Origin of the sequence: Microbacterium sp. NPDC077663 (assembly GCF_044542795.1) — a bacterium.
GTDB lineage: Bacteria > Actinomycetota > Actinomycetes > Actinomycetales > Microbacteriaceae > Microbacterium.
The window spans coordinates 1-21293 of sequence record NZ_JBITVE010000004.1 but is presented as its reverse complement, the minus strand read 5'-3'; the positions used below and the strand labels follow the sequence as shown (position 1 = coordinate 21293).

The 21293-nt window shown below is 69.6% G+C and carries 17 protein-coding genes; 7 read left to right on the top strand and 10 right to left on the bottom strand.

Annotation, left to right across the window (positions count from 1 at the left end; all coding sequences use genetic code 11):
- Positions 1–49: 49 nt before the first annotated feature.
- From ACIGEP_RS16020 to ACIGEP_RS16010, 3 genes are read right to left on the bottom strand one after another with little or no spacing between them, the layout of a single operon-like run.
- Positions 50–526 (bottom strand): glutaminase, encoded by a 477-nt coding sequence (locus ACIGEP_RS16020; RefSeq protein ID WP_396662639.1) that lies wholly within the window; start codon positions 524–526, stop codon positions 50–52.
- 5 nt (positions 527–531) lie between these two features.
- Positions 532–1212, bottom strand: coding sequence for a GTP pyrophosphokinase family protein (locus tag ACIGEP_RS16015; RefSeq protein ID WP_396662638.1), 681 nt, complete (start codon positions 1210–1212; stop codon positions 532–534).
- 9 nt (positions 1213–1221) lie between these two features.
- The gene (locus tag ACIGEP_RS16010) at positions 1222–2244 is read right to left on the bottom strand and encodes a LacI family DNA-binding transcriptional regulator (RefSeq protein ID WP_396662637.1); all 1023 of its coding nucleotides are present in this window, start codon (positions 2242–2244) and stop codon (positions 1222–1224) included.
- A 151-nt stretch (positions 2245–2395) separates the two neighbouring features.
- On the opposite strand from ACIGEP_RS16010, the gene ACIGEP_RS16005 reads away from it, so the two are divergent.
- The 4 genes from ACIGEP_RS16005 to ACIGEP_RS15990 are packed head-to-tail and all read left to right on the top strand — an operon-like array spanning position 2396 to position 7881.
- Positions 2396–3685: an ABC transporter substrate-binding protein gene (locus ACIGEP_RS16005; protein WP_396662636.1), complete on the top strand. Its 1290-nt coding sequence runs from the start codon at positions 2396–2398 to the stop codon at positions 3683–3685.
- A gap of 17 nt (positions 3686–3702) precedes the next feature.
- Positions 3703–4701 (top strand): carbohydrate ABC transporter permease, encoded by a 999-nt coding sequence (locus tag ACIGEP_RS16000; protein WP_396662635.1) that lies wholly within the window; start codon positions 3703–3705, stop codon positions 4699–4701.
- Positions 4702–4709: 8 nt separating this feature from the next.
- Positions 4710–5585, top strand: a complete 876-nt coding sequence (locus ACIGEP_RS15995) for a carbohydrate ABC transporter permease (RefSeq protein WP_396662721.1) — start codon at positions 4710–4712, stop codon at positions 5583–5585.
- Between the two features lies 1 nt (position 5586).
- On the top strand, positions 5587–7881 hold the full coding sequence (locus ACIGEP_RS15990; protein WP_396662634.1) for a glycoside hydrolase family 3 N-terminal domain-containing protein: 2295 nt from the start codon (positions 5587–5589) through the stop codon (positions 7879–7881).
- Here ACIGEP_RS15990 and ACIGEP_RS15985 read toward each other — a convergent pair.
- The 3 genes from ACIGEP_RS15985 to ACIGEP_RS15975 are packed head-to-tail and all read right to left on the bottom strand — an operon-like array spanning position 7871 to position 14648.
- Positions 7871–10369 carry a glycoside hydrolase family 3 C-terminal domain-containing protein gene (locus tag ACIGEP_RS15985; protein ID WP_396662633.1) on the bottom strand — a complete coding sequence of 833 codons (2499 nt, stop codon included), beginning with the start codon at positions 10367–10369 and terminating at the stop codon, positions 7871–7873. The two genes, ACIGEP_RS15990 and ACIGEP_RS15985, sit on opposite strands and share 11 nt — an antisense overlap.
- Entirely contained in the window at positions 10366–12642 is a 2277-nt protein-coding gene (yicI, locus tag ACIGEP_RS15980) for an alpha-xylosidase (RefSeq protein ID WP_396662632.1), read from the bottom strand. The genes ACIGEP_RS15985 and yicI overlap by 4 nt, the downstream gene beginning before the upstream one ends.
- Positions 12639–14648: a beta-galactosidase gene (locus ACIGEP_RS15975; RefSeq protein ID WP_396662631.1), complete on the bottom strand. Its 2010-nt coding sequence runs from the start codon at positions 14646–14648 to the stop codon at positions 12639–12641. The genes yicI and ACIGEP_RS15975 overlap by 4 nt, the downstream gene beginning before the upstream one ends.
- A 174-nt stretch (positions 14649–14822) precedes the next feature.
- Between ACIGEP_RS15975 and ACIGEP_RS15970 the strand changes: the two genes are divergently transcribed.
- Together ACIGEP_RS15970 and ACIGEP_RS15965 are read left to right on the top strand one after the other, a co-directional pair.
- Complete coding sequence (locus ACIGEP_RS15970; protein ID WP_396662630.1) at positions 14823–15803, top strand: LacI family DNA-binding transcriptional regulator; 981 nt, start codon at positions 14823–14825, stop codon at positions 15801–15803.
- Entirely contained in the window at positions 15803–16417 is a 615-nt protein-coding gene (locus tag ACIGEP_RS15965) for a YesL family protein (protein WP_396662629.1), read from the top strand. Before ACIGEP_RS15970 ends, ACIGEP_RS15965 begins: the two co-directional genes overlap by 1 nt.
- 236 nt (positions 16418–16653) lie before the next feature.
- Here ACIGEP_RS15965 and ACIGEP_RS15960 read toward each other — a convergent pair whose 3' ends face one another.
- From ACIGEP_RS15960 to ACIGEP_RS15945, 4 genes are all read right to left on the bottom strand, one after another.
- Positions 16654–16908, bottom strand: coding sequence for a hypothetical protein (locus tag ACIGEP_RS15960; protein WP_396662628.1), 255 nt, complete (start codon positions 16906–16908; stop codon positions 16654–16656).
- A gap of 481 nt (positions 16909–17389) precedes the next feature.
- On the bottom strand, positions 17390–18835 hold the full coding sequence (locus ACIGEP_RS15955) for an RHS repeat-associated core domain-containing protein (protein WP_396662627.1): 1446 nt from the start codon (positions 18833–18835) through the stop codon (positions 17390–17392).
- Between the two features lie 197 nt (positions 18836–19032).
- Entirely contained in the window at positions 19033–19485 is a 453-nt protein-coding gene (locus ACIGEP_RS15950; protein ID WP_396662626.1) for a hypothetical protein, read from the bottom strand.
- Between the two features lie 153 nt (positions 19486–19638).
- Positions 19639–20340 (bottom strand): hypothetical protein, encoded by a 702-nt coding sequence (locus tag ACIGEP_RS15945; RefSeq protein ID WP_396662625.1) that lies wholly within the window; start codon positions 20338–20340, stop codon positions 19639–19641.
- 110 nt (positions 20341–20450) lie between these two features.
- Between ACIGEP_RS15945 and ACIGEP_RS15940 the strand changes: the two genes are divergently transcribed.
- Positions 20451–20780, top strand: coding sequence for a hypothetical protein (locus tag ACIGEP_RS15940; RefSeq protein ID WP_396662624.1), 330 nt, complete (start codon positions 20451–20453; stop codon positions 20778–20780).
- Positions 20781–21293: the final 513 nt, after the last annotated feature.

The window sequence follows — 21293 nt, the reverse complement described above, 5'->3', positions numbered from 1 at the left end:
GAAGGCAACAGTACCCAGGCGAGGTTTCCAGCCTCGGGCCCTTGACAGGTCAGCGCAGCGACAGCATGTCGTCGAGGTAGTCCGCGAGCGGCCGCGGCGGGCCCGTCGTGCTCCACGCGACGTGCGGCACGCCGCCTACGGGCGACAGGATGCCGGAGCTCTCGCCGCGGTCGACGGCGGCGGCATCCATCTCCGTCCAGCCCAGGTGCAGCACCTCGCCCTCGGCGAACCCGCCCCGGAACGCTGCGGCAGCCCGCTCGGAGCGGGCCCGCTGCGCCTCGGCGGTGTACCCGCGGACCGCGTCGTGGCGGGCGCGCAGCACCTCGCCCGTGGCGAAGACGCGCTCGTCGCCGATGAGCAGCACGCCGACGTGCCACGCCTCGGTCACCGGCAGGATGCGGGGCGCTCGACCGATCCCGAGGATGCGGCGGTTCGCCGCCCAATCGCCCAGACGCTCCCGTGGCGACCCGGCCAGACGCGCGCGCGCCGCGTCGAGCAGGCCGACCGTGGTCGCCGCCTCCGACATCGTCGTCAGACGAGTCGGGTCGGTGCCGACACGGCGCCGCCGCGGATCTGCTTGTGCAGCCGCGCCATGCGGGCATCGAGCTCGGCGGCCGCGTCGGCGGCATCCTTCAACTGGTCCAGCAGGTGCTCGGGCACCTGCCGCTCGTACTTGTAGTAGATCTTGTGCTCGAGGCTCGCCCAGAAGTCCATCGCGATCGTGCGGAACTGCACCTCGACGGGGACGTCGACCCGCCCGGTCGAGAGGTAGACGGGCACCTCGAGGATCGCGTGCAGGCTCTTGTAGCCGTTGCCCTTGGGCGTCGCGATGTAGTCCTCGACCTCGCGCACCGTGATGTCGTCCTGCGCGGTGAGCAGGTCGAACAGCCGGTACACGTCGCTGACGAAGCTGCAGGTGATGCGGATGCCGGCGATGTCGGTGATGTGCGCGCGCACCGAGTCGAAGTCGGGGTCGATGCCTCGGCGCTGGATCTTCTCGACCAGGCTGTCGGGCGACTTCACCCGGCTCGAGACGTGCTCGATCGGGTTGTAGTCGTGCATCTCGTGGAACTCCTCGCGGAGGATCGAGATCTTGGTCTCGATCTCCTGCAGCCCGAACCGGTACTCCATGAGGAACCGCTGGAACTCGTCGCGCATCGCTCGGAGGGAGGACGCCGACACCGTGATCTGCTCTTCGAGCGGAGTGGACATGGTGCGACGCTATCGGGAACCACTCTGAGCGTGCTGTGAGGGCGGCGCCGTCGTCGCCCGCGGCACGAGCGCCGTCGGCAGCCGCAGGTGCGTCGCCGCCGGGGTCGCACCTCCCATGAGCTCGAGCAGCATCGTGACCGCCTCAGCGCCCAGGCGCTGCATGGGCTGGCGCACCGTCGAGAGCGCCGGCTCCGATTGCGACGCGTCCGGGACGTCGTCGAACCCGATGACCGAGAGGTCCCCGGGCACCGACAGGCCGTGTTCGTGCGCGACGCGGATGACGGTGAGGGCCGACACGTCGTTGGCGGCGAACACGGCCGTCGGCCGGTCCGTGCGACGCAGGAGCCGGGTCGCCGCTTCGCGCGAGATGTCCTCCACGTACTCCCCCACCCCGACCAGGCTCGGATCGAACGGGATGCGGGCGTCCTCGAGAGCGCGGCGGTACCCGCCCTCGCGCAGCATCGAGGACCGCAGATCGGGACGCCCCGCGACGAACCCGATGCGTCGATGCCCGAGCGAGACGAGGTAGGCCACCGCGTGGCGGGCGCCTGCGAAGCTGTCGGACTCGACGGTGGGCAGATCCGCCGGCCCCGTGTGCGGGTCGATCGCCACCACCGGCACCTCGGCGGTGACGTTGACGACGGTGGGCGTCACCATGATCACGCCGTCGACGAGCGTGCCGCTGAGGCGACTGAGCGAGCGCCGCTCCCACCCCTGGCTCGACACCTGCCGTGAGCCGCTGTACGCGAGCAGGTCCAGGCGCGAGTCGCGCAGCGCGGCTCCGACACCCTTCAGCACCTCGGCCGAGAACGGTTCGAAATCCGCGACGAGAACGCCCACGACTCCCGTGCGACGTGCCCGCATGCTGCTCGCGACGAGGCTCGACTCGTATCCGAGTTCCTCCACCGCGCCGAGCACCCGCTGCACCGTGGCGGGCGCGACACCGTAGCGACCGTTGACGGCTTTCGACACCGTGGCCACCGAGACGCCGGCCGCGGCGGCGACGTCGTGGATGGTGGTGCGCCTGCGCATGACTCGAAGCGTAGCCCCATGGAAAACATTTTCGAAAACGTTTGACGCCAGCGGCAACAATTCCGACACTGGAGCCAGCCCGGCACGCACCGCCGGGACCACCCGCACCTCGACGACCGAGCGTGCACTCAATGAGGAGATTGGTGATCACATGAGGACCAGACGGTTCGCAGTGGGACTCGCGGCCTTCGCGGCAGCGACCCTCGCGCTCAGCGCGTGTTCGGCAGGCACCGGCGGCGGAAGCGAGGGCGGCGACGTCGAGATGACGCTGTGGCAGAACTCGACCACGGGCCCCGGCCAGCAGTTCTGGAAGGACGCGATCGCGGCCTTCGAGGCGGAGAACGAGGGCGTCACGATCACGATGCAGTCCGTCCAGAACGAGGACATGGACGGCAAGCTCCAGACCGCGCTCAACGCGGGCGACCCGCCCGACATCTTCCTGCAGCGCGGCGGCGGCAAGATGACCGCGATGGCCAACGCGGGCCAGCTCATGGACCTGACCGACCTCATCTCGGACGACGTCCGCAGCGAGGTGTCGGAGGGCTCCTTCGCCGCGGAGACCTACCAGGACAAGGTGTGGGCGATGCCGCTGTCGGTGCTGCCCGGCGGCTTCTTCTACAGCCAGGACGCCTTCGACGCGGCCGGCATCACCGACACCCCCGCCACGATCGACGACCTCAAGAGCGACGTCGAGGCACTCAAGGGCACGGGGATCGCGCCGATCGCGCTCGGGGCGAAGGATGCCTGGCCCGCCGCGCACTGGTACTACTTCTTCGCCATCCGGGAGTGCAGCCCCCAGGTGATCGAGGAGACCGGGGACTCCAAGGACTTCAGCGACGAGTGCTGGACGCGCGCCGCCGAGGACCTCACCGACTTCGCCTCGATCAACCCGTTCAACGAGGGCTTCCTCACCACCGCCGCCCAGCAGGGTGCGGGCAGCTCCGCCGGCCTCGTCGCCAACCGCAAGGCCGCGATGGAGCTCATGGGCGCGTGGGACCCGGGTGTGATCGCGTCGCTCACCCCCGACGAGAAGCCCCTCCCCGACCTCGCCTGGTTCCCCTTCCCCGAGATATCGGGCGGTGACGGCGAGCCGGGCTCCATGATGGGCGGGGTCGACGGCTACTCGTGCGCGGCGCAGGCTCCGAAGGAGTGCGCCGACTTCCTGAACTTCATCGCCGGCTCCGAGCAGCAGACGAAGTACTACGAGGCCTTCCAGTCGCCGCCGGTCAACTCCGTCGCACAGGAGGCCGTGACCGAGCCCTACCTGCAGCAGATCCTCGAGGCGTACAACAACGCTCCGTTCGTCTCGCAGTGGCTCGACACCGTCCTCGGGCAGAACGTCGGCAACGCGCTGAACGTCGCGGTCGTCGACATGCTCGCGGGAGGCAGCGACCCCGAGAAGTTCATCGCCGCCGTCAACGCCGCAGGCGCGCAGGGCTGAGCATGACCGTTCGCGAGATGTCCGCTTCGGACACCCCTGCTCTCGCGGCGCACGCCGGGGGCGGCGACTCGCCGCCCCCGGCACTGCCGCGGTCCCGCCGTCGGCGGGGCCTCGGCTGGTCGGGCCGCCTCGAGGTGCTCCTGCTCGCCGGACCCGCCGTCGTCTTCTTCGTCGGGTTCGTGATCCTGCCGGTACTGATGGCCGCGTACTACGGCTTCTTCCGCTGGTCCGGGTTCGGGCCCGCCACCGAGTTCGTGGGGTTGAAGAACTACATCACGATCTTCAGCGACCCGAACTTCCAGAGCGCGCTGCTGCACAACGCCTTCATCGTCGTCATGTCGATCGTCCTGCAGGGACCGATCGCGATCCTGCTGGCGCTGCTGCTCAACCGCAAGATGCGGGGACAGTCCGTCATCCGCGTCCTCATCTTCGTCCCGTACGTGATCGCCGAGGTGGTCGTCGGCACCGGGTTCAGCCTGCTGCTGTCGACGAACGGCGCCGCCAACGGTGTGCTCGACAAGGTGGGGCTCGGCGCACTCGCGCAGGACTGGCTCGCCGACCCGGCGATCGCCATCTGGACCCTCATGGCGATCCTCACCTGGAAGTACGTGGGCTTCGCCGTCATCCTCTTCCTCGCGGGGCTCCAGGGCATCCCCGAGGAGCTCTACGAAGCGGCGGCGATCGACGGCGCGTCGTACTGGCAGATCCAGCGCCGCATCGCGCTGCCACTGCTCGCCCCGACGCTGCGCATCTGGGCGTTCCTGTCGATCATCGGCGCCCTGCAGCTGTTCGACCTCGTCTACATCATCTGGGGTCAGTACGTCTCGTCGGTCGCCGGCACTAACACGATGGCGATCTACATGGTCGTCACCGGCCGCAACGCCGGCAACTTCGGCTACGGCAACGCCGTCGCCGTCGTCATCTTCGTCATCTCGCTCATCGTCGCGCTCGTCTACCAGCGCGTCGTGCTCCGCCGCGACACGGCCGGAGCGATCACAGAGAGGGGCGTGCAGTGAGCGCCACCATGACCCTCGTCACGGCGCCGCCGGTCGACACCCGTCCCCGCCGCGCGCCGCGGAAGGCCCTGCCGTGGGGCTCGCCCGCCGTCTACTTCGTGGCCCTCGTCGTCATCGCCCTCATGCTCGGGCCGGTGATCTACATCATCCTGGGCGGCTTCCGGTCGAACTCTGCCATCACGGTCGACCCGGCCGGCTTCCCCGACCCGTGGAACCTCGAGAACTACGTGGGCGTCGTCACGAGCGGACAGTTCTGGGGCCAGGTCGGCAACTCGACCATGGTCGCCCTCGCCACGACGGTCGGCGCCGTCGCCCTCGGGCTCGCCGCGAGCTACGTGATCGCGCGCTACAGCTTCCGCGGGCGCGGCGCGCTTTACGCGCTGTTCGCGTCGGGTCTCATGTTCCCCATCACGGTCGCGATCACGCCGCTGTACATCGTGATCCGCTCGCTCGGGCTCATGAACTCGCTGCCGGGCATCATCCTCCCGCAGATCGCGTTCGCGCTGCCGACGACCATCATCATCCTCGTCCCGTTCCTGCGGGCGATCCCCGACGAGATCCAGGAGGCGGCATCGATCGACGGCTGCAGCCCACTCGGGTTCTTCTGGCGGATGGTGCTGCCGCTCGCGGTGCCGGGTGTGATCACCGTCGGCATCCTCGCCTTCATCGGCAGCTGGAACGCGTACCTGCTGCCGCTGTTCATCCTGAACAACGAAGCCTCGTTCACGCTGCCCCTGGGCGTGCAGGCGTTCTCGTCGCAGTACTCCGTCGACACGGCGCGTGTGCTCGCTTTCACCTCGCTCTCGATGCTCCCGGCGCTGCTGTTCTTCAGCCTGTTCGAGCGGCGCATCGTCGGCGGCCTCACCGGAGCCGTGAAGGGCTGACATGACCGACACGACGGTGCACGCTTCGGCGCGCGTACGCGAGCTGCTGGCGCAGATGACCCTCGAAGAGAAGGCGGCGCAGCTGGTCGGCTACTGGGTCGACCAGGGCGGCGAGGTCGTCGCCCCGCTGGCGGACGAGATGGCGACGTCGACGAAGTACGCGGATGCCACGGTCCACGGCCTCGGCCACCTCACCCGGGTCTACGGCACCCGCCCGGTCGACCCGGTCGAGCGGGCGGAGTGGCTCTGGCGGGAGCAGCGGCGCCTGCAGACCGAGACGCGTCTCGGCATCCCCGCCATCGTCCACGAGGAGTGCCTCACCGGGCTCGCGGCCTGGCAGGCGGCGACCTACCCGACGCCGCTCGCGTGGGGGGCGTCGTTCGACCCCGACCTCGTGGCCGAGGTGGGCGCCGCGATCGGCGAGTCGATGCGGGAGCTCGGGATCCACCAGGGGCTCGCGCCCGTGCTCGACGTCATCCGCGACCCCCGCTGGGGGCGGGTCGACGAGTGCATCGGCGAGGACCCCTACCTCGTCGGATCGATCGGGACCTCCTACGTGCGTGGACTGCAGTCGACCGGGGTGGATGCCACGCTCAAGCACTTCGTCGGGTACTCGGGCTCGCAGGCCGGGCGCAACCACGCCCCCGTGCACGCCGGGCCGCGAGAGCTGGCGGACGTCTTCCTGCCGCCGTTCGAGATGGCGATCCGCGACGGCGACGCGCGCTCGGTCATGAACTCGTACGCCGAGATCGACGGCGAGCCCGTCGGCGCGAGTGCGCACCACCTCGACGAGGTGCTCCGCGGGCGGCTCGGATTCGAGGGACCGGTCGTGTCGGACTACTTCTCGGTCGCCTTCCTGCAGACCACCCACGGTGTCGCCGCCGACCTGGGCGAGGCCGCCGAACTCGCCCTGCGCGCGGGGATCGATGTCGAGCTGCCGACCCTCGACGCCTTCGCCGGTCCCCTGCTCGACCGCATCCGCTCCGGGGTCGCTCCGGAAGGCATCCTCGATCGCGCGGTGCTGCGCGTGCTCGCGCAGAAGGAGCGCCTCGGCCTGCTCGACGAGGACTTCTCGCAGCCGCCCACGAGCGTCGACCTCGACGGCCCGCGGCACCGCGACCTCGCTCGCCGTCTCGCCGCCGAGTCCGCGGTGCTGCTCTCCAACGACGGCACCCTCCCGGCGGCGGCACCCGCGCGGATCGCCGTCGTCGGTCCGAATGCGGACTCGTCCGAGGCGCTCATGGGCTGCTACTCGTTCGTCAACCACGTCCTCGCCCACCACCCGGGCACGCCGGCGGGCATCGAGCTCCCGACGGTGCTCGACGCCCTGCGCGCCGAGTACCCGGCCGCCGGGATCGAGGCGGTCCGCGGCTGCCACGTCGAGGGTGACGACGACTCCGGGATCGCGGATGCCGTGGCCGCGGCATCCCGCGCCGACCTCGCGATCGTCGTGGTCGGCGACCGCGCGGGCCTCTTCGGCCGCGGCACCGTGGGCGAGGGCAACGACGTCGACGACCTGGAGCTGCCCGGCGTGCAACGCCGCCTGGTCGAGGAGGTCGTCTCGTCGGGCACGCCCGTCGTCCTGCTCATCCTGTCGGGGCGTCCCTACGCGATCGGATGGGCGCTCGACGGCGCCGTGCGCCCAGCATCCGTCGTGCAGTCCTTCTTCCCGGGCGAGGAGGGCGCGGACGCGCTGGCGGGGATCGTCTCGGGTCGCATCGTGCCGTCCGGCCGTCTGCCCGTCTCGCTGCCGCGCTCGGCGGGTGCGCAACCGTTCACGTACCTGCATCCGCGGCTGGGCGGACCGAGCGACATCACGAGCGCCGACCCGACGCCGGTGCGGCCGTTCGGGTTCGGGCTGACCTACTCGACGTTCGCGTACGAGGACCTGCGGGTCGCCTCGCACGCGGCGACCGGCGACGGCATCACGGCCACGGTCACGGTGCGCAACACCGGCGCGGTCGCGGCGACCGATGTCGTGCAGCTCTACGGGCACGACGTCGTGGGGACGACGACGCGGCCCGTGGCACAGCTGCTCGCGTACCAGCGCGTGCTTCTCGGCGGGGGTGAGACGGCGACCGTGGAGTTCCGCGTGCCGCCGACGCGGCTCGCCTACACCGGCCGCGACGGGGTGCGCGCGGTGGAACCGGGGCGCGTCGACCTGTGGGTCGGATCCAGCGCCGAGCGCCATGCGACGGGGTCGATCGAGTTCACCGGCGAGGCGTACGCGATCGGACCGGAGGACGCGCGGCTGGCGACGGCATCCGTCCTCGAGGGTGCGTCGCTCAGCTCGTGACGGTCAGCGTCGCGTCGACGACGAGCCGATCCGCCGAGCCCCCCGCGGCGATCCGGTACTCCCCCGGCTGCACCCGCAGCGCACCTTCGTGCAGCCAGTCCGTCGGCGCGCCGTCGATGCGGACCTCGTCGTCCCAGACCGCGAGACGTTCGACGGCGAAGGGCACCTGCACCGTGCGGGTCGTCCCCGGCTGCACCCGCACGCGGGCGTAGCCGAGCAGCAGGCGGCGCGGCGCGGCGATGGGCAGCTCCGGAGCGACGGCGTACACCTGCACGAGCTCCTCGACGGCCCGCGCCGACGTGTTCGCGACCGTGACCGTGGCGACGACGACGCTCTCGTCGATCCGAGGGTCGAGGGCAGGATGCCGGTGGCCCGGCGCCGGCGCCGCCAGCTCGGCGGCATCCACCGTCACCGCCGTGTAGGCGACCTCGCCATAGCCCAGACCGTGGCCGAACGCGAAGGCGTAGGGCTCGGGCTGGTGCCGGTACGTCGCCTGCTGCCGCTGCGTGTCGTAGTCGAACAGGTCGCCCGCCTGGTCGGGGTGCGCGGGCCACGACTGGGCGAGGCGGCCGGTCGGCTCGCGGTCGCCGCTGAGGACGTCGAGCAGACCGTGACCGAGCTCCTGTCCGGCGTGGCTCGACCACACGACCGTCTCGGCGTCGTCGGCGTCCACGAGGACGTAAGGGAAGCTCGAGACGATCGTGAGGATGCTGCGCGGGTTCGCCGCGCGGGCGGCGCGCCACACCTCGGTCGCGGCCGTCGGCAGCAGCAGGTGCGGGCGGTCCGCGGTCTCGCGACCCGACAGGTGCGGGTCGTTGCCGACCGCGACGATCACGACGTCCGCCGCCGCTGCCGCGCGCGCGACCTCGTCGCGGCCCGAGACGACGGTCTCGATCTCGAAGCGCGCCGCCTCGTCGAGCGTGACGGCCTCGGCCGCGAGCTGCCCGATGTCGCGGACGACGCGCACCCAGCGGCCCGAGCCGAGGTGCAGGAGCGACCACGTGCCGTCCTCGTGGAGGTGACGGCGGAAGCTCTCCTGCACGACCCAGCCGCCCACGCGCACGGCATCGGCGCGCATCGGCCAGCCGGCACCGGTCAGCAGTCGGCCGCTCGCGTGCGAGCGCAGCGTCAGGACGCCGTCGCCCCAATCCGTCACGTCGAAGAGCGTCGCATCGGTGCGGGTCTCGGTGGTCGCGTCGACGAAGGCACCGTCGGTCGTCGCCGCGACGTAGCCCGAGGGCGCGCGCAGTGCGACGGTGTCGGCGCCGGTGGCCGTCTCGACGCGCGCGGCCGGGTAGCGGTCACGCACACCCTGGGCGATCCCGATCTCGTAGGGAGGCGTTCCCGAGTACCAGTCGGTGAGGACGAGGTCGGCCATCGGACCGACGACGGCGACCGCCGACGGGGAGGCCAGGGGAAGGATGCCGGCGTCGTTGCGCAGCAGGACGACCTGCCGCGCCGCCGCGACCCGGGCGAGCTCCCGCGCCGCCGGAGTGTCGATCTCCTCGGGCGCGATGCCGGCGTACGGGTCGTCGTCGCCGTCGAACTCGCCGGTGCGCAGCCGCATCTCCAGCAGGCGCAGGACGGCGGCGTCCACATCCGCGTCGGTCAACAGACCGTCGGCGAGCGCACCGCGGACGGCCTCGAGGGTCGGCGCGGGGTCGGGTCCGTCGTCGGTGAAGGAGTCCATCCCGCTCGTCACGAGGGCTGCGGCGCCGTGCACCTTGTCGGGCTGCGCGCGCTGGATCGAGACGAGGAACGTGGGAGCCCCGGCATCCGACACGACGGCGATCGACTCGTCGCTCCAGGTGCGCGCCTCGGCCACGAGCTCGGGCTGCGTGTGCGCGGGCACCCCGTTGACGCGGTTGTAGGCGAGCATCATCGCCCCGGCGGCCTTCTGCTCGATCGCGGGCCGGAATGCCGGCAGCTCCTCCTCGTGGAGGGTGCGCAGCGACATCTCCGACGAGGTCGCCGACCGATCGGTCTCGTTGCTGTAGCCGAGGAAGTGCTTGAGCGAGGGCACCGTCTTCCACACGCGCGGATGGTCGCCGCGCAGCCCCCGACTGTAGGCCGTGCCGAACTGCCCGGTGAGGTGCGGGTCCTCGGAGTAGCCCTCCTCGTTGCGCCCCCACGCGGGGTGGCGGAGCGTGTTCACGACGGGCGCCCACACGTTGAGGTCGACATCGGCACCCGACGCGCGCTTGGCGCGCACCTCGGTGGCGACGAGGTCGCCGATCCGCTCGATCAGCTCGGTGTCCCAGGTCGCGGCGAGGCCCACCGGCTGCGGGAACACCGTCGCCACCCCGACCCACGCGAGCCCGTGCAACGCCTCGCATCCGGTGTGGAAGGGACGGATGCCGAGACGCTCGACGGCCGGCATCGCCTGATGCAGCATCGCGAGACGCTCGTCCGGGCTCAGCCGGTCGAGCAGGTCGCGGGCACGTTCGGCGAGGGGCAGATCGACGCGACGGAACGCCCCGGCGCTCACCCGGCCGCCTCCACGCTGAGGCTTCCCGCGCCGGTCGCGGATGCCGTGCGGTCGCCGACCTGCAGGCTCCACGGCGCGCGGGCGTCGGCGGAGTCCGCCGTGATGCGTCCGCCCTCGCGGCGCACACGGAACACGGTCGCGGGCGCCCCGTCGTGACCCGGGACGACCGTCTCGGCGTCGTAGCCGTCGGGCAGTTCGAAGCAGCGCAGCGTGACACCGTCGGCCCAGTCATAGTCGGGCCGGTCCTCACGGGCACCCCACGGCAGCACCGTGCCGGGGCGCACCCGCAGCGGGACGGAGTCGTAGCCATGGCGCTCCGCGTGCCACCGGCGACCGTCGGCCACGTCACCGGTCAGGAGCGACGTCCACCGCCCCGCGGGCAGATAGTACTCGACCCCGCCGTCCTCGGAGAACACCGGTGCGACCATGAGCGCGTCGCCCAGCAGGTACTGCACGTCGGCGTCGTGGGTCGTGCGGTCCTCGGGGAACTCCAGCACGAGCGGGCGCATCATCGGGATGCCGTCGGTGTGCGCCTCCTCCGCGACCCGCGCGAGGTAGGGCATGAGGCGGAGCTTCAGCCGCGTGAACAGGCGAGTGACCTCGACGGCCTCCTCGTCGAACGCCCACGGCACACGCACACTGCCCGACCCGTGCAGCCGCGAGTGCGACGACAGCAGACCGAACGCCAGCCAGCGCTTGAAGACTCCGGCATCCGGGGTCCCCTCGAACCCGCCGATGTCGTGGCTCCAGTAGCCGAATCCGCTCATCGCGAGCGACAGCCCGCCACGGAGCGTCTCGGCCATCGACAGCAGGGTCGAGTCGTTGTCGCCGCCCCAGTGCACCGGGAACTGCTGGCCCCCGGCCGTCGCCGAGCGGGCATAGAGCACCGCCTCTCCGACGCCGTGCTCCTCCTCGAGCACGCGGAAGACGACCGCGTTGTACAGCTGCGGGTAGTAGTTGTGCATGCGCTGCGGATCGGAGCCGTCGTGCCAGGCGACGCCCTCGGTGGGGATCCGCTCGCCGAAGTCGGTCTTGAAACTGTCCGCCCCCTGCCGGACGAGTCGGCGCAGGTGCTCGGCGAACCATTCGGATGCCTCGGGGTTGGTGAAGTCGACGATCGCCATGCCGGCCTGCCACATGTCCCACTGCCAGACGTCGCCGGCCGTGGTCTTGAGGAGGTACCCCTTCTCGGCCGCCTCCGCGAACAGCGCCGAGCGCTGCGCGATGTACGGATTGATCCACAGCGAGACCTTCAGACCGCGCTCCCGCAGCCGCGCGAGCTGGCCGTCGGGATCGGGGAACATGCGCGGATCCCACGTGAAGTCGGTCCACTGGAACTCCCGCATCCAGAAGCAGTCGAAGTGGAAGACCGACAGCGGCAGCTCGCGCTCCCGCATCCCGTCGACGAATTCCGTCACGCTCGCCTCGTCGTACGCCGCTGTGAACGACGTCGTCAGCCACAGGCCGAACGACCAGGCGGGCACGCGCGCGGGGCGACCGGTGAGCGCCGTGTACCGGCGCAGCACGTCCTTGGGCTCGGGGCCGGCGATCACGTAGTAGTCGAGCGTCTCGCCGGGGACGGAGAACTGCACCCGCGAGTTGATCTCGGAGCCCACTTCGAACGAGACGGCGTCGGGGCTGTCGACGAAGACGCCGTACCCGCGACTCGTCAGGTAGAACGGCACCGACTTGTAGGCCTGCTCGCTCGAGGTGCCACCGTCGGCGTTCCACGTGTCGATCGACTGCCCGTTCTTGGTGAACGCCCCGAATCGCTCGCCGAAGCCGTACACCCGCTCCCCCGGCTCGATCGAGAGCTGCTGGTGCACGAAGGTGCCGTCCGGCCCGCTCATGTGACCGATCGAGCGCGGGAGCGACGTCGTGAGCACGCGGTCGCCTTGCTCGAAGGCGACCCGCCACGCCCCGTCGCGCGACACACGGACGCGGAGGTCACCGGCATCCAGCACCGCTTCGGCATCGTCGACCGACACGGCCGGCACGTACCCCTCCTCCGTGTTCAGCGCGAAGTCGGGGCCACGGTGCCGCGTACCGGCGTGCCGCTGCACCCGCACCCGGATGACGCCGGGCGCCGGCGTCGAGAACGTCGTGGTGATCAGCGGCCGGTTGAGCGTGTCGCCGCGGTGCTGGATCTGCGCGGTGGGCGCGAAGACCGTGAGGGTTCCCGCCGCCGCGTCGGCACGGACATCGTCCACGCTGCTCGCGTACAGGCCGGTCACCCCCGGTCGCATGAGCCAGTAGCCGTCGGTGAACTTCATGTCTCACGCCTTTCCGTCACGACCCGCGCGTCCCCCCTCGGGACCGTCACGTGCTCGTCCATCTCTTCATCCGTCAACAGATCGACCCAGGCACCGGGGAGTGCGATCGTCGCATCCGCAGGTCCTCGGTTCAGCAGGAACAGCGCGTCGCCACGGCGCACCGCCTCGACATCCGGAACCGGGTCGGCCACCGCGCCGGTGACCCCGGCCGCCGCGAGCACGTCGCCGAGGATCGCGTCGAGCAGGTCGTCGGCCACGACCGCGGCCACGTACCAGGCGTCGCCGTGGCGCGTGACGACCGGCCTGCCCGCCAGGTCGCCCTCGGCGAAGGACACCACGGTCTCGGCGCCGTCGGAGCGCATCTTCTCGGCCAGGACCGAGGCGACGGATGCCGGGCGTCGCCCGTCCGCCCAGGCGACGGCGACCTCGTCGTCCGGCAGCCCGACCCATTCCTCGCCGCTCGCGCCGATCAGATCGCGCAGGAGCGCCGGGGAGCGACCGGTCAGGATGTGACCTCGCTCGTCGGCGACGCCGCTGAAGGGTCCGACGACGACCTGGGCTCCGGCTGCCGCGGCAGCCGCGAGACGGTCGGCGTCACCGGGACGCAGCACGTAGCCGTGCGGCAGCACGACGACGTCGTAACCGGTGAGGTCGGCGTCGAACCGCACCACATCGACGGGCACGTTTCGCCGCCAGAGCGCGCGGTACCACCGGTGCACCTGCTCGAGGCTGTCGAAGCGGCTCGTCGGCCGGGCGGGCTCGTCGGCGGCCCACCACGACGACCAGTCGAACAGCAGTGCCGTGCGGGCGGCGACACGCCCCCCGACGACCGGGCGCAGCCGCTGCAGGTCGGCGCCCTGCCGGCAGACGCCCGCGAACACCTCGGTGTCGGCGCCCGCGTGGGGCAGCATCGCGGAATGGAACCGCTCGGCGCCGGCGGTCGACTGGCGCCACTGGAAGAAGCAGACACCATCCGCGCCGCGCGCGACGGCTTGGAGCGAATCGAGCCGCGCGCGCCCGGGCGTCTTGGGCAGGTTGTGCGGGCGCCACTGCACGGCGCTGATGGCCTGCTCCATGAGCAGCCACGGCGCCCCGCCGCCGAGCCCGCGCATGAGGTCCTGCGCGAACGCGATGCCGGCGGGACTGTCCGGGTCGGCGGGGTCGGGGTACTGGTCGTCGCTCACGACGTCGACGTCGCCCGCCCACGACCAGTAGTCGGCGTGCGCGAACGGCCCCATGAAGTTCGTCGTGATCGGCTGCGTCGCACCGGCGGCGCGAATGGTGTCGCGCAGCTCGCGGTAGCAGTCGCGCAGCTCGTCAGAGGTGAACCGTCGGAAGTCGAGCGACTGGGTCGGGTTGATGAGGTACGGGGCGCGTCGCGGCGGAAGGATCTCGGACACATCGGCGTAGCGTTGCGCCCAGAAGGCGGTCCCCCACGCCTCGTTGATCCCCTCGATCGATCCGTACCGGCGCAGCAGCCACTCGCGGAACGCCCGCGCAGCCTCGTCGCCGTGGTCGATCTGGCCGTACTCGTTGCCGACGTGCCACATCCGGACGGCGGGATGCTGCGCGTACCGCGCCGCCAGGTCCGCCGTGATCGCGCGCGCCGCCTCGCGGTAGACACGCGAGGAGGGGGAGAACTGGTTGCGGGAACCGGCGACCAGGCGCACGCCGTCACGGTCGACCGGGAGCGTCTCGGGATGCCGCACGCCGAGCCAGGGCGGCGGCGAGGCCGTCGGTGTCGCGAGGTCCACCGCGATGCCGCCCGCGTGCAGCAGGTCGAGTACCTCGTCGAGCCAGCCGAACTCGCGCGCACCGGGGGTCGGTTCGAGCTCCGCCCAGCTGAAGACGCCGACCGTGACGAGATTCACCCCGGCCCGTTGCATGAGCGCTACGTCCTCGCGCCAGACGTCGCTGTGCCACTGCTCGGGGTTGTAGTCGCCTCCGAAGAGGATGCCGCGGTCGGCCGTGAGGCCCGCGAAGGACGCAGCGGCGGCAGAAGTCATGACCGGGGGCCTTTCAGCGATATGGACGACGGTGTCGAAGCGCTTCAACAATTTCAATCTATACTAGCGATCACGACCGTGTCCATCGGTCGGTCGGGCTGCGATCTCCGCTCATGACGAGCCGATACGCTCGACCCACCCGGGTGTCGAGGCCGACCCCGGAAAGGAGTGTCCATGACCACGATCGCGGATGTGGCTCAGGCCGCGGGGGTCTCGATCTCGACGGTGTCGTACGTGATGAGCGGCAAGCGCACCATCTCGCAGGAGACGCGGGATCGCGTCGAGCGGGCGATGGCTGACCTTTCGTACAGCCCGCAGGCCAGCGCCCGTTCCCTCGCGTCACGCTCGACCAGCGTGCTCGGGCTGCAGGCCCCCATCCGCGCCGGTGTCGACGTGCACGTCGTCATGCAGATCGTCGCGGGCGCCCTCAAGGAGGCGCGCGCGCATCACCACGACATCCTCCTGCTGACCAGCGACGACGCCGCCGGGGTCGAGCGTGCCGCTCGGGCGGGCATGGTCGACGGCGTGCTGATCCTCGACGTCGAGACGAGCGACCCTCGCGTGGGCGCGCTGGCGGAGCTGAGCATCCCCGCCGTGCTGATCGGACTGCCGGATGCCGCGGACGACCTCGTGTGCGTCGACTTCGACTTCGAGGCGGCCGGCCGTCTCGCCGCCGAGCGGCTCGCTGAGCGCGGCCACCGGACCGTAGCCCTCCTGGGTGCTCCACCGCAGGTTCAGGCTCGGCACACCTCGTACTCCGACCGGCTCATGCGGGGATTCCTCGCCGCGAGCGAGGCGGTCGGCCTCACCGCGCGGGCCCTCCCCTGCCCGTCGGGAGCGGGGGCGACCGAGGTCGTCGACCAGGTGCTGGCCGAGTCGCCCGACACGACGGCGCTGTTCGTCCACAACGAGGCGGCACTCCCCTTCATCGCCGCGAGACTGATGGGTGCGGCCGCTGCGGCCCCCGTCGAGATCCTCGCTCTCAGCCCAGCCGAACTCGCCCTGCACGTTCCGGGCGTCTCGGACGTCATCGACCTCCCCGCCGAGACCCTCGGCGCGCGGGGCGCGCGAGCGCTGCTCGCCGCCATCGGAGGCACGCGCGGACCGGGAGCCGAACTCATCGCGCCGCACTTCGCCGATCCGACGGGTGGATGATGCGGATCGACCCGGAGAACCGCGCCGTTCAGGGGCTGAGCTCCTTCGTGGAGTTCGTGGTCCTCAACATCTTGTTCCTGCTGTGCTGCGTCCCGATCGTGACGATCGGCGCCGCGACGAGCGCGCTCTTCGAGGTCACGCGACGGTACTCCGACGAGGAGAGCGGGAGGCCGGTGCGCGACTTCTTCCCCGCATTCGCGCGGAACTTCCTCCCCGCGACCGGGCTCAGCCTGGTCCTGCTCGCGGCGGCCGTCGCCCTCACCTTCAGCGGACTCTTCTGGCTCTCGTCGCCCGAGCCGCTGTTCACCGGGCTCGCAGTGCTCGGGTTCGCCGCCGCGGCCTACGCCGTCGCGGCGTTCCTGCACGCGATGGGACTCGTCGCGGCCTACCGCGCGTCGTTCCGCCAAACGTTGAAGAACGCGCTGCTGCTCCCCGCCGCGGAGCCCCTGCGCACCCTCGTCCTGCTCGTCATCCCGGTCACCGTGCTGTGCCTCGTGATCGTCTTCCCGCCGACGATCTTCCTCGTCGCGACGATCGGCTTCTCCGTCGGCGCCTACGGCTGCGCGTTCCTGTTCCGCAGCATCCATAGGCGCCGCTCCGGCACCGCCGCCTGACGCATCCTGCGATATCCGCACGCCGCTCACGCATGAGCTATGACATAACGTCGATTATCGGTTAGCTGTGTGCAGGGTTTAAGGCGTCTATAGCTCGGCCTCCAAACCCGCTGATCGGCCCTAGGTCGCGCCACGGGCGTGCGGGGGTCGACTCACAAGGTCTTCTCCCGGTCACCTCCGCCGACTCCTAATCTGACCGGCGAAGTGTCCGAGCTTCCCCTAAAACTGGGATGCGCTCATACCGCGTTCGTGCCCGAAGAGTTCAGAGGGTCGGATGTTTTTGAGCGCCGTTGTGTGAGCAGGTACAGGGCGATGGCTCCTGGTAAGCATCCGATCGCGTACGACAGGAAGATGAGCATTGCAACACCTGTCGGCAGGTCGGCTAGCCCGCCGACCAAACCCATCCCGATACCTCCAAGAATCACTCCGGTGACGGTGATGGTGAGAAGGCGGTTGCTAGCCCGCTCGAAATCTTCAGTTGTAGTCGCCACGTATCGACCTTTCAATTGCACATCCGGTTCCGAAAGCAGCTCCGGCGCCTGTGGAGTCGCCTTGTGCGGCTCCCCAGCTGACGAGGCTCAGCGCGGACGCAGGGTGATGACCATTCCGACCATTGACGCGAGGAGCAAGAGAATTGCAAGGACGGACATCGAGCAGCTTGACGCCCATCTAACCGCGCCTATCCGCGACGGAACGGCGTTTACACAGGAGTCTGGCGACCTGCATCCTTGCCGTTCTCTGCCTCGAAAGCGATGAGCCGCGCTCGCCCTCTTCGCCAGAGGTAGATCCCGTAGACCGCCATGCCCAAGAAGTAGAGACTCAGGATGATAGACCAGAGATTTTCACGCCCGGGCGTCAAGAAGGTGTTCAGGAGCCCGCCGACACCAAACAGGGCGCCGGCAACGCTGAGGAACCTGCCCCACAGAATGGTGCGTCGGATACGCATACGTAACTGGATCAAGGACACGCGGACTACTTCCACTCGGGGTCACACACCAGGTACCCATCCTCGCTGACCTGACCTGAATCGACCATCTCTTGGTTGTACGCGATGAGATCCCCGATCGCGACGATCGCGCCAACGAGGGTCAGGGCGCCAAGGAAGGCTTTGCCGACGTTGAAGATCACATCCCCCGCCTGTTCGAGGCAGCCTATTGCCAGTCCCAGTAGGTCGATGTTGTTGATGGGGTCGGCGCCGGCGTAGGCGTATCGGTTGGCGTTTGCGGGGTCGAGGGGCGCGTCGAGGGTGTCTTGTTGGGTCCAGCGGCCGAGGGTGGGGTTGTACCACCGGTTGCCGTAGTGGACCCACCCGGTGGCGCGGTCTTGGATGCCGCCCTTGAACATGAACGGGTTGGAGAGGAACCCGTTGCCTTGCCCGCCGCCAGTGAGGACCCCGGTCCCGTAGGGGTCGAACGTGTTGACGTAGGCGACGGTGGCGTAGTCGGTGAGCATCCCGACGGGGGTGCCGAGTCCGTCGTAGACGTAGAGGGTTTGGACGCCTCCGGCGGTGGTGAGCATGAGCGGTTCACCGGTGACGGGGTCGTTGTCGATCCACGCCATCGTGGTCCCGGCTTGGACTTGTTCGACGACAGGGAGGCCGACTTGGTTGGTGCGGCCGTAGACGAGTTTGTAGTCGCGGGCGCTGTACTCCTGCTGGAGGACTTCGACCTGGCTGGTCCCGGCGTACTTGTAGTTGTACTGGTTCCCGCCGGGCTTGGTGACCTTCGTCATCTGCTGTGCACCGTTATACGTATACGTCCCGGCGGTGTCGGCGGTGAGGTTCCCGGTCCCGTCGTACGTGTACCCCGTCGTGGTGAGCTGGTTGCCCGCGTTGAAGGTCAGGGTCTGGCTCGACGGTGACGTGCCGCCGGTGACGTTGGCGGTGAGCCTGTTCCCACGCGCGTCGTACGTGTACGTGTAGGTCGCGGGGTTGCTGCCGCCAGTCTGGGTGACGCTGGTCAGCCGCCCAGAGGTGTCATACCCGTAGACGTTGACCTGCCCGGTGAGGTTGTCCTTGGACCAGTGCAGCTTCGCCCGGTCGCTCGCCGTGGCAGTCCCGCACGAGGAGGTGCTGGCGGTGTTGTAGCAGTAGGACGTGTCGAACTGGACGGTGACCGTCCCGTTGCTGACCCGGGTTTCACCGATCGCCCGGGACACACGCCCCGACGTGTCGTACACCTGACGGGTGTGCGCAGTCCAGGTGGTGTTGGTCGCATCGGTCCGCAGCCACGAGTCCGTGCGGCGGCCCTGATCGTCGACGGCGAACCGAAGAACGTCTCCAGCGCCGTAGGTGATCTGGGTGGGCACCCCCGCGTCGTCGAAAGCGTTGGTGGTGGTGCCGCGGCTGTCGGTGACGGTGACGAGGTTCGAGGACTTGTCGTAGCCGTAGCTGATCGTCCCGCCGAAAAAGCTGTTCACCCGGGCGATGAGACGCCCGAGCTGGTCGTAGGTGGAGGTGGTGGTTCCGTTCCCGTCGACACGTGTGGCGGGGAGGCCCCGGTCGGTGTAGGTGTTGGTGACCGTCGCGGTCCCGTCGGAGAACGCCGTCGTGAGGAGCCGGTCCTGCTTGTCGTCCGTGTACGTGGTGGTCGTCCCGTCCCCGTCGGTCGCGGTTTTCAGCCGCCCAAGTCGTCGTACGTGAACGCGCGCGCCCCGAGCGAGGAGCCGGTGACGGGGGTCATCGAGGTGAGCTGCTTGTTCGTGTTGTACCCGTAGAGGGTCTTGTTGGACCCGTTCCCCGGCGCCAGCGCCGTCGCCACCGTCCCGTCCGCGTCGTACGTCAACGTCGCGATCGCCGCGTTCGCGTCGGTGCTGGTGAGCTGGTTACCCGACCCGTTGTACGTGTACGTCGACGTGTTCCCCGCACTGTCGGTCGACGACGACGCGAGGTACTGCGTCGACGCCGCGGTGTTGGAGAACGCCTGCGAGCTGGTCTGCCCGCCCGGTGCCTGCAGGGAGGTGAGCGAGTCTCCCCCGTTCGCCGTACGTTGCGGTCGTGGTGCCGGCGGTGGCGCCGGTGCCGGAGGTTGCCGTGGCGGTGTCCCCGTTGGGGGTGTAGGTTTTCGCATTCTCCCGACCCATCTCATCCACCGATTTGGTCACCAGACGGGTGGAGCTGTTGATCGTGTACGTGATGTGCGGAACCGACGCGACAGCGGACGCCTGATCTGTGTTCGGGCGGGCCAGGTACCGGCTCGTTGACGACGGGTACGCGAACCGCGTCACGCTCGTCCCCGGCGACCCGCGGTCGTGTTCGCCTGCGACACCGACACCACCCGCGACGACGTCGACGACTCGTACCCGATCGTGACGACCGCGCCGGTGGGGCCGGTGATGCTCGTCAGCTGCTGACCCGTGTACCCGAACGAGGTGGTCTTGTTCTCCCCATCCACGATCGAGGTCAAGTTCTGCGAGGAATCCTTCACCCACTTCACCGACCGCGACAACGCACCCGAGCTCTGCGACGCGGTCAAGGTGCGGGTCGTGCTCGAGTACGCGAACGTCGCGGTGCGGGCCGCGGTCGGGCCGGCACTGCTGACCACCGTCGCGACGGTCCCGTACGGGTCGTAGGTGAGAGTGGTGGTGTTGCCGTTACGGTCCGCGACCGAGGTCGCACGGCCGTCGCTGTTGAACGTGATCACCTGACGCGACTGCCGGTCGGTGAGCTTGTACCCACCCGTGATCGACATCAGGTCCGCCTTCGCGCCGGCGGGGCTCGTGAACGCGCTGCCGGTGCCGGTGGTGTACTTCCAGGTCGACCCGTCACCGGAGGTGTAGGTCAACCCTCCCCCGCCATACGAGGCCGCGAGGAACCCCACACCCTGCGCGGCGAAAACCCACCGGTTCGCGGCCGCAGTGTTCGACGCGCCCGCGATGGTGCTCAACGAGTTGTACGTCTGCCCGATACCCACCTGACCGGTCACACCTACGAGGGACAGCGTTTGGGTAAACACACGCAGATTGCCCGTCGCGACGTCCACTCCGAAACTGACCTGGTCGGAGACCTGGAAGGGGATCTCGGTCGGAGGACACCATGACCACCATCGCCTCGGCCCTGCAGACCAGCTTCTCCAAGACCAGCTCGCGCTCGCGCCTGTCGCTGTTCTCGTTCCGCTCCCTGGGTCCGCTCTTCAGTGCCGGCTCTGTCCTGAGCGGAGCGTCCGCCCTATCGGCGTTGAGCGGCTTCTCGTTCGCATCGTTTGGGTCCTTCGCCTCCGCCCTCTGCATTGGCTCCGCCGGTTCATTCCTGTCGATCGGGTCCTATGGCTCGATCCTGTCGATCGGCTCGGCGGGAGGTTTCGGCCAGATCGGCAACTCGCCCGTCCTCGAGCCGCTACTTCGTTCGATCGGCCTCGCGTTCTGAGTCGGCGCCTCGCCGGAGGAGATAGCCCAGCCGGATAGGTTGCTCATAGGCGGTTCGTTGCCGCTCAGATGGCCCCACTAGTCCCTCTGGTGGGGCCATCGGTTATTGGGAGTATGCTCACGCATTTGCGAGTTGCGTCGATCTTCCCGCTGTACGCCATCGTCGATGTCTGAACCTCGCGGCGCGCACGCGATGTCTGAGGGTCTCTATAGGCTGTCTGGGTCGCTTTCTCGACTGCCCCGTTGCGTTTCGACTGTCTCTGCTGTGCCCGGTCCGCGGGTCCCGGTGGAGTCTTTGACGTACCGGAGGTGCCCTTGTGGGGCGTTTGATCTATCACCGTGTCCATGTGTTCGAGATGGATGACCGGATGCTGTCACACGTAGAGGCGGTGGTGACCGCGAAGTTGCGGCGGGGTGAGGCGTTCATGTTGACGATCGGTGTGGAGCCGGTCGAGGGCAGCGGGCGAGTGTCGATCTGGGTGAACCGTGCCAGCAGTCTCGTGCTGAAGTACCG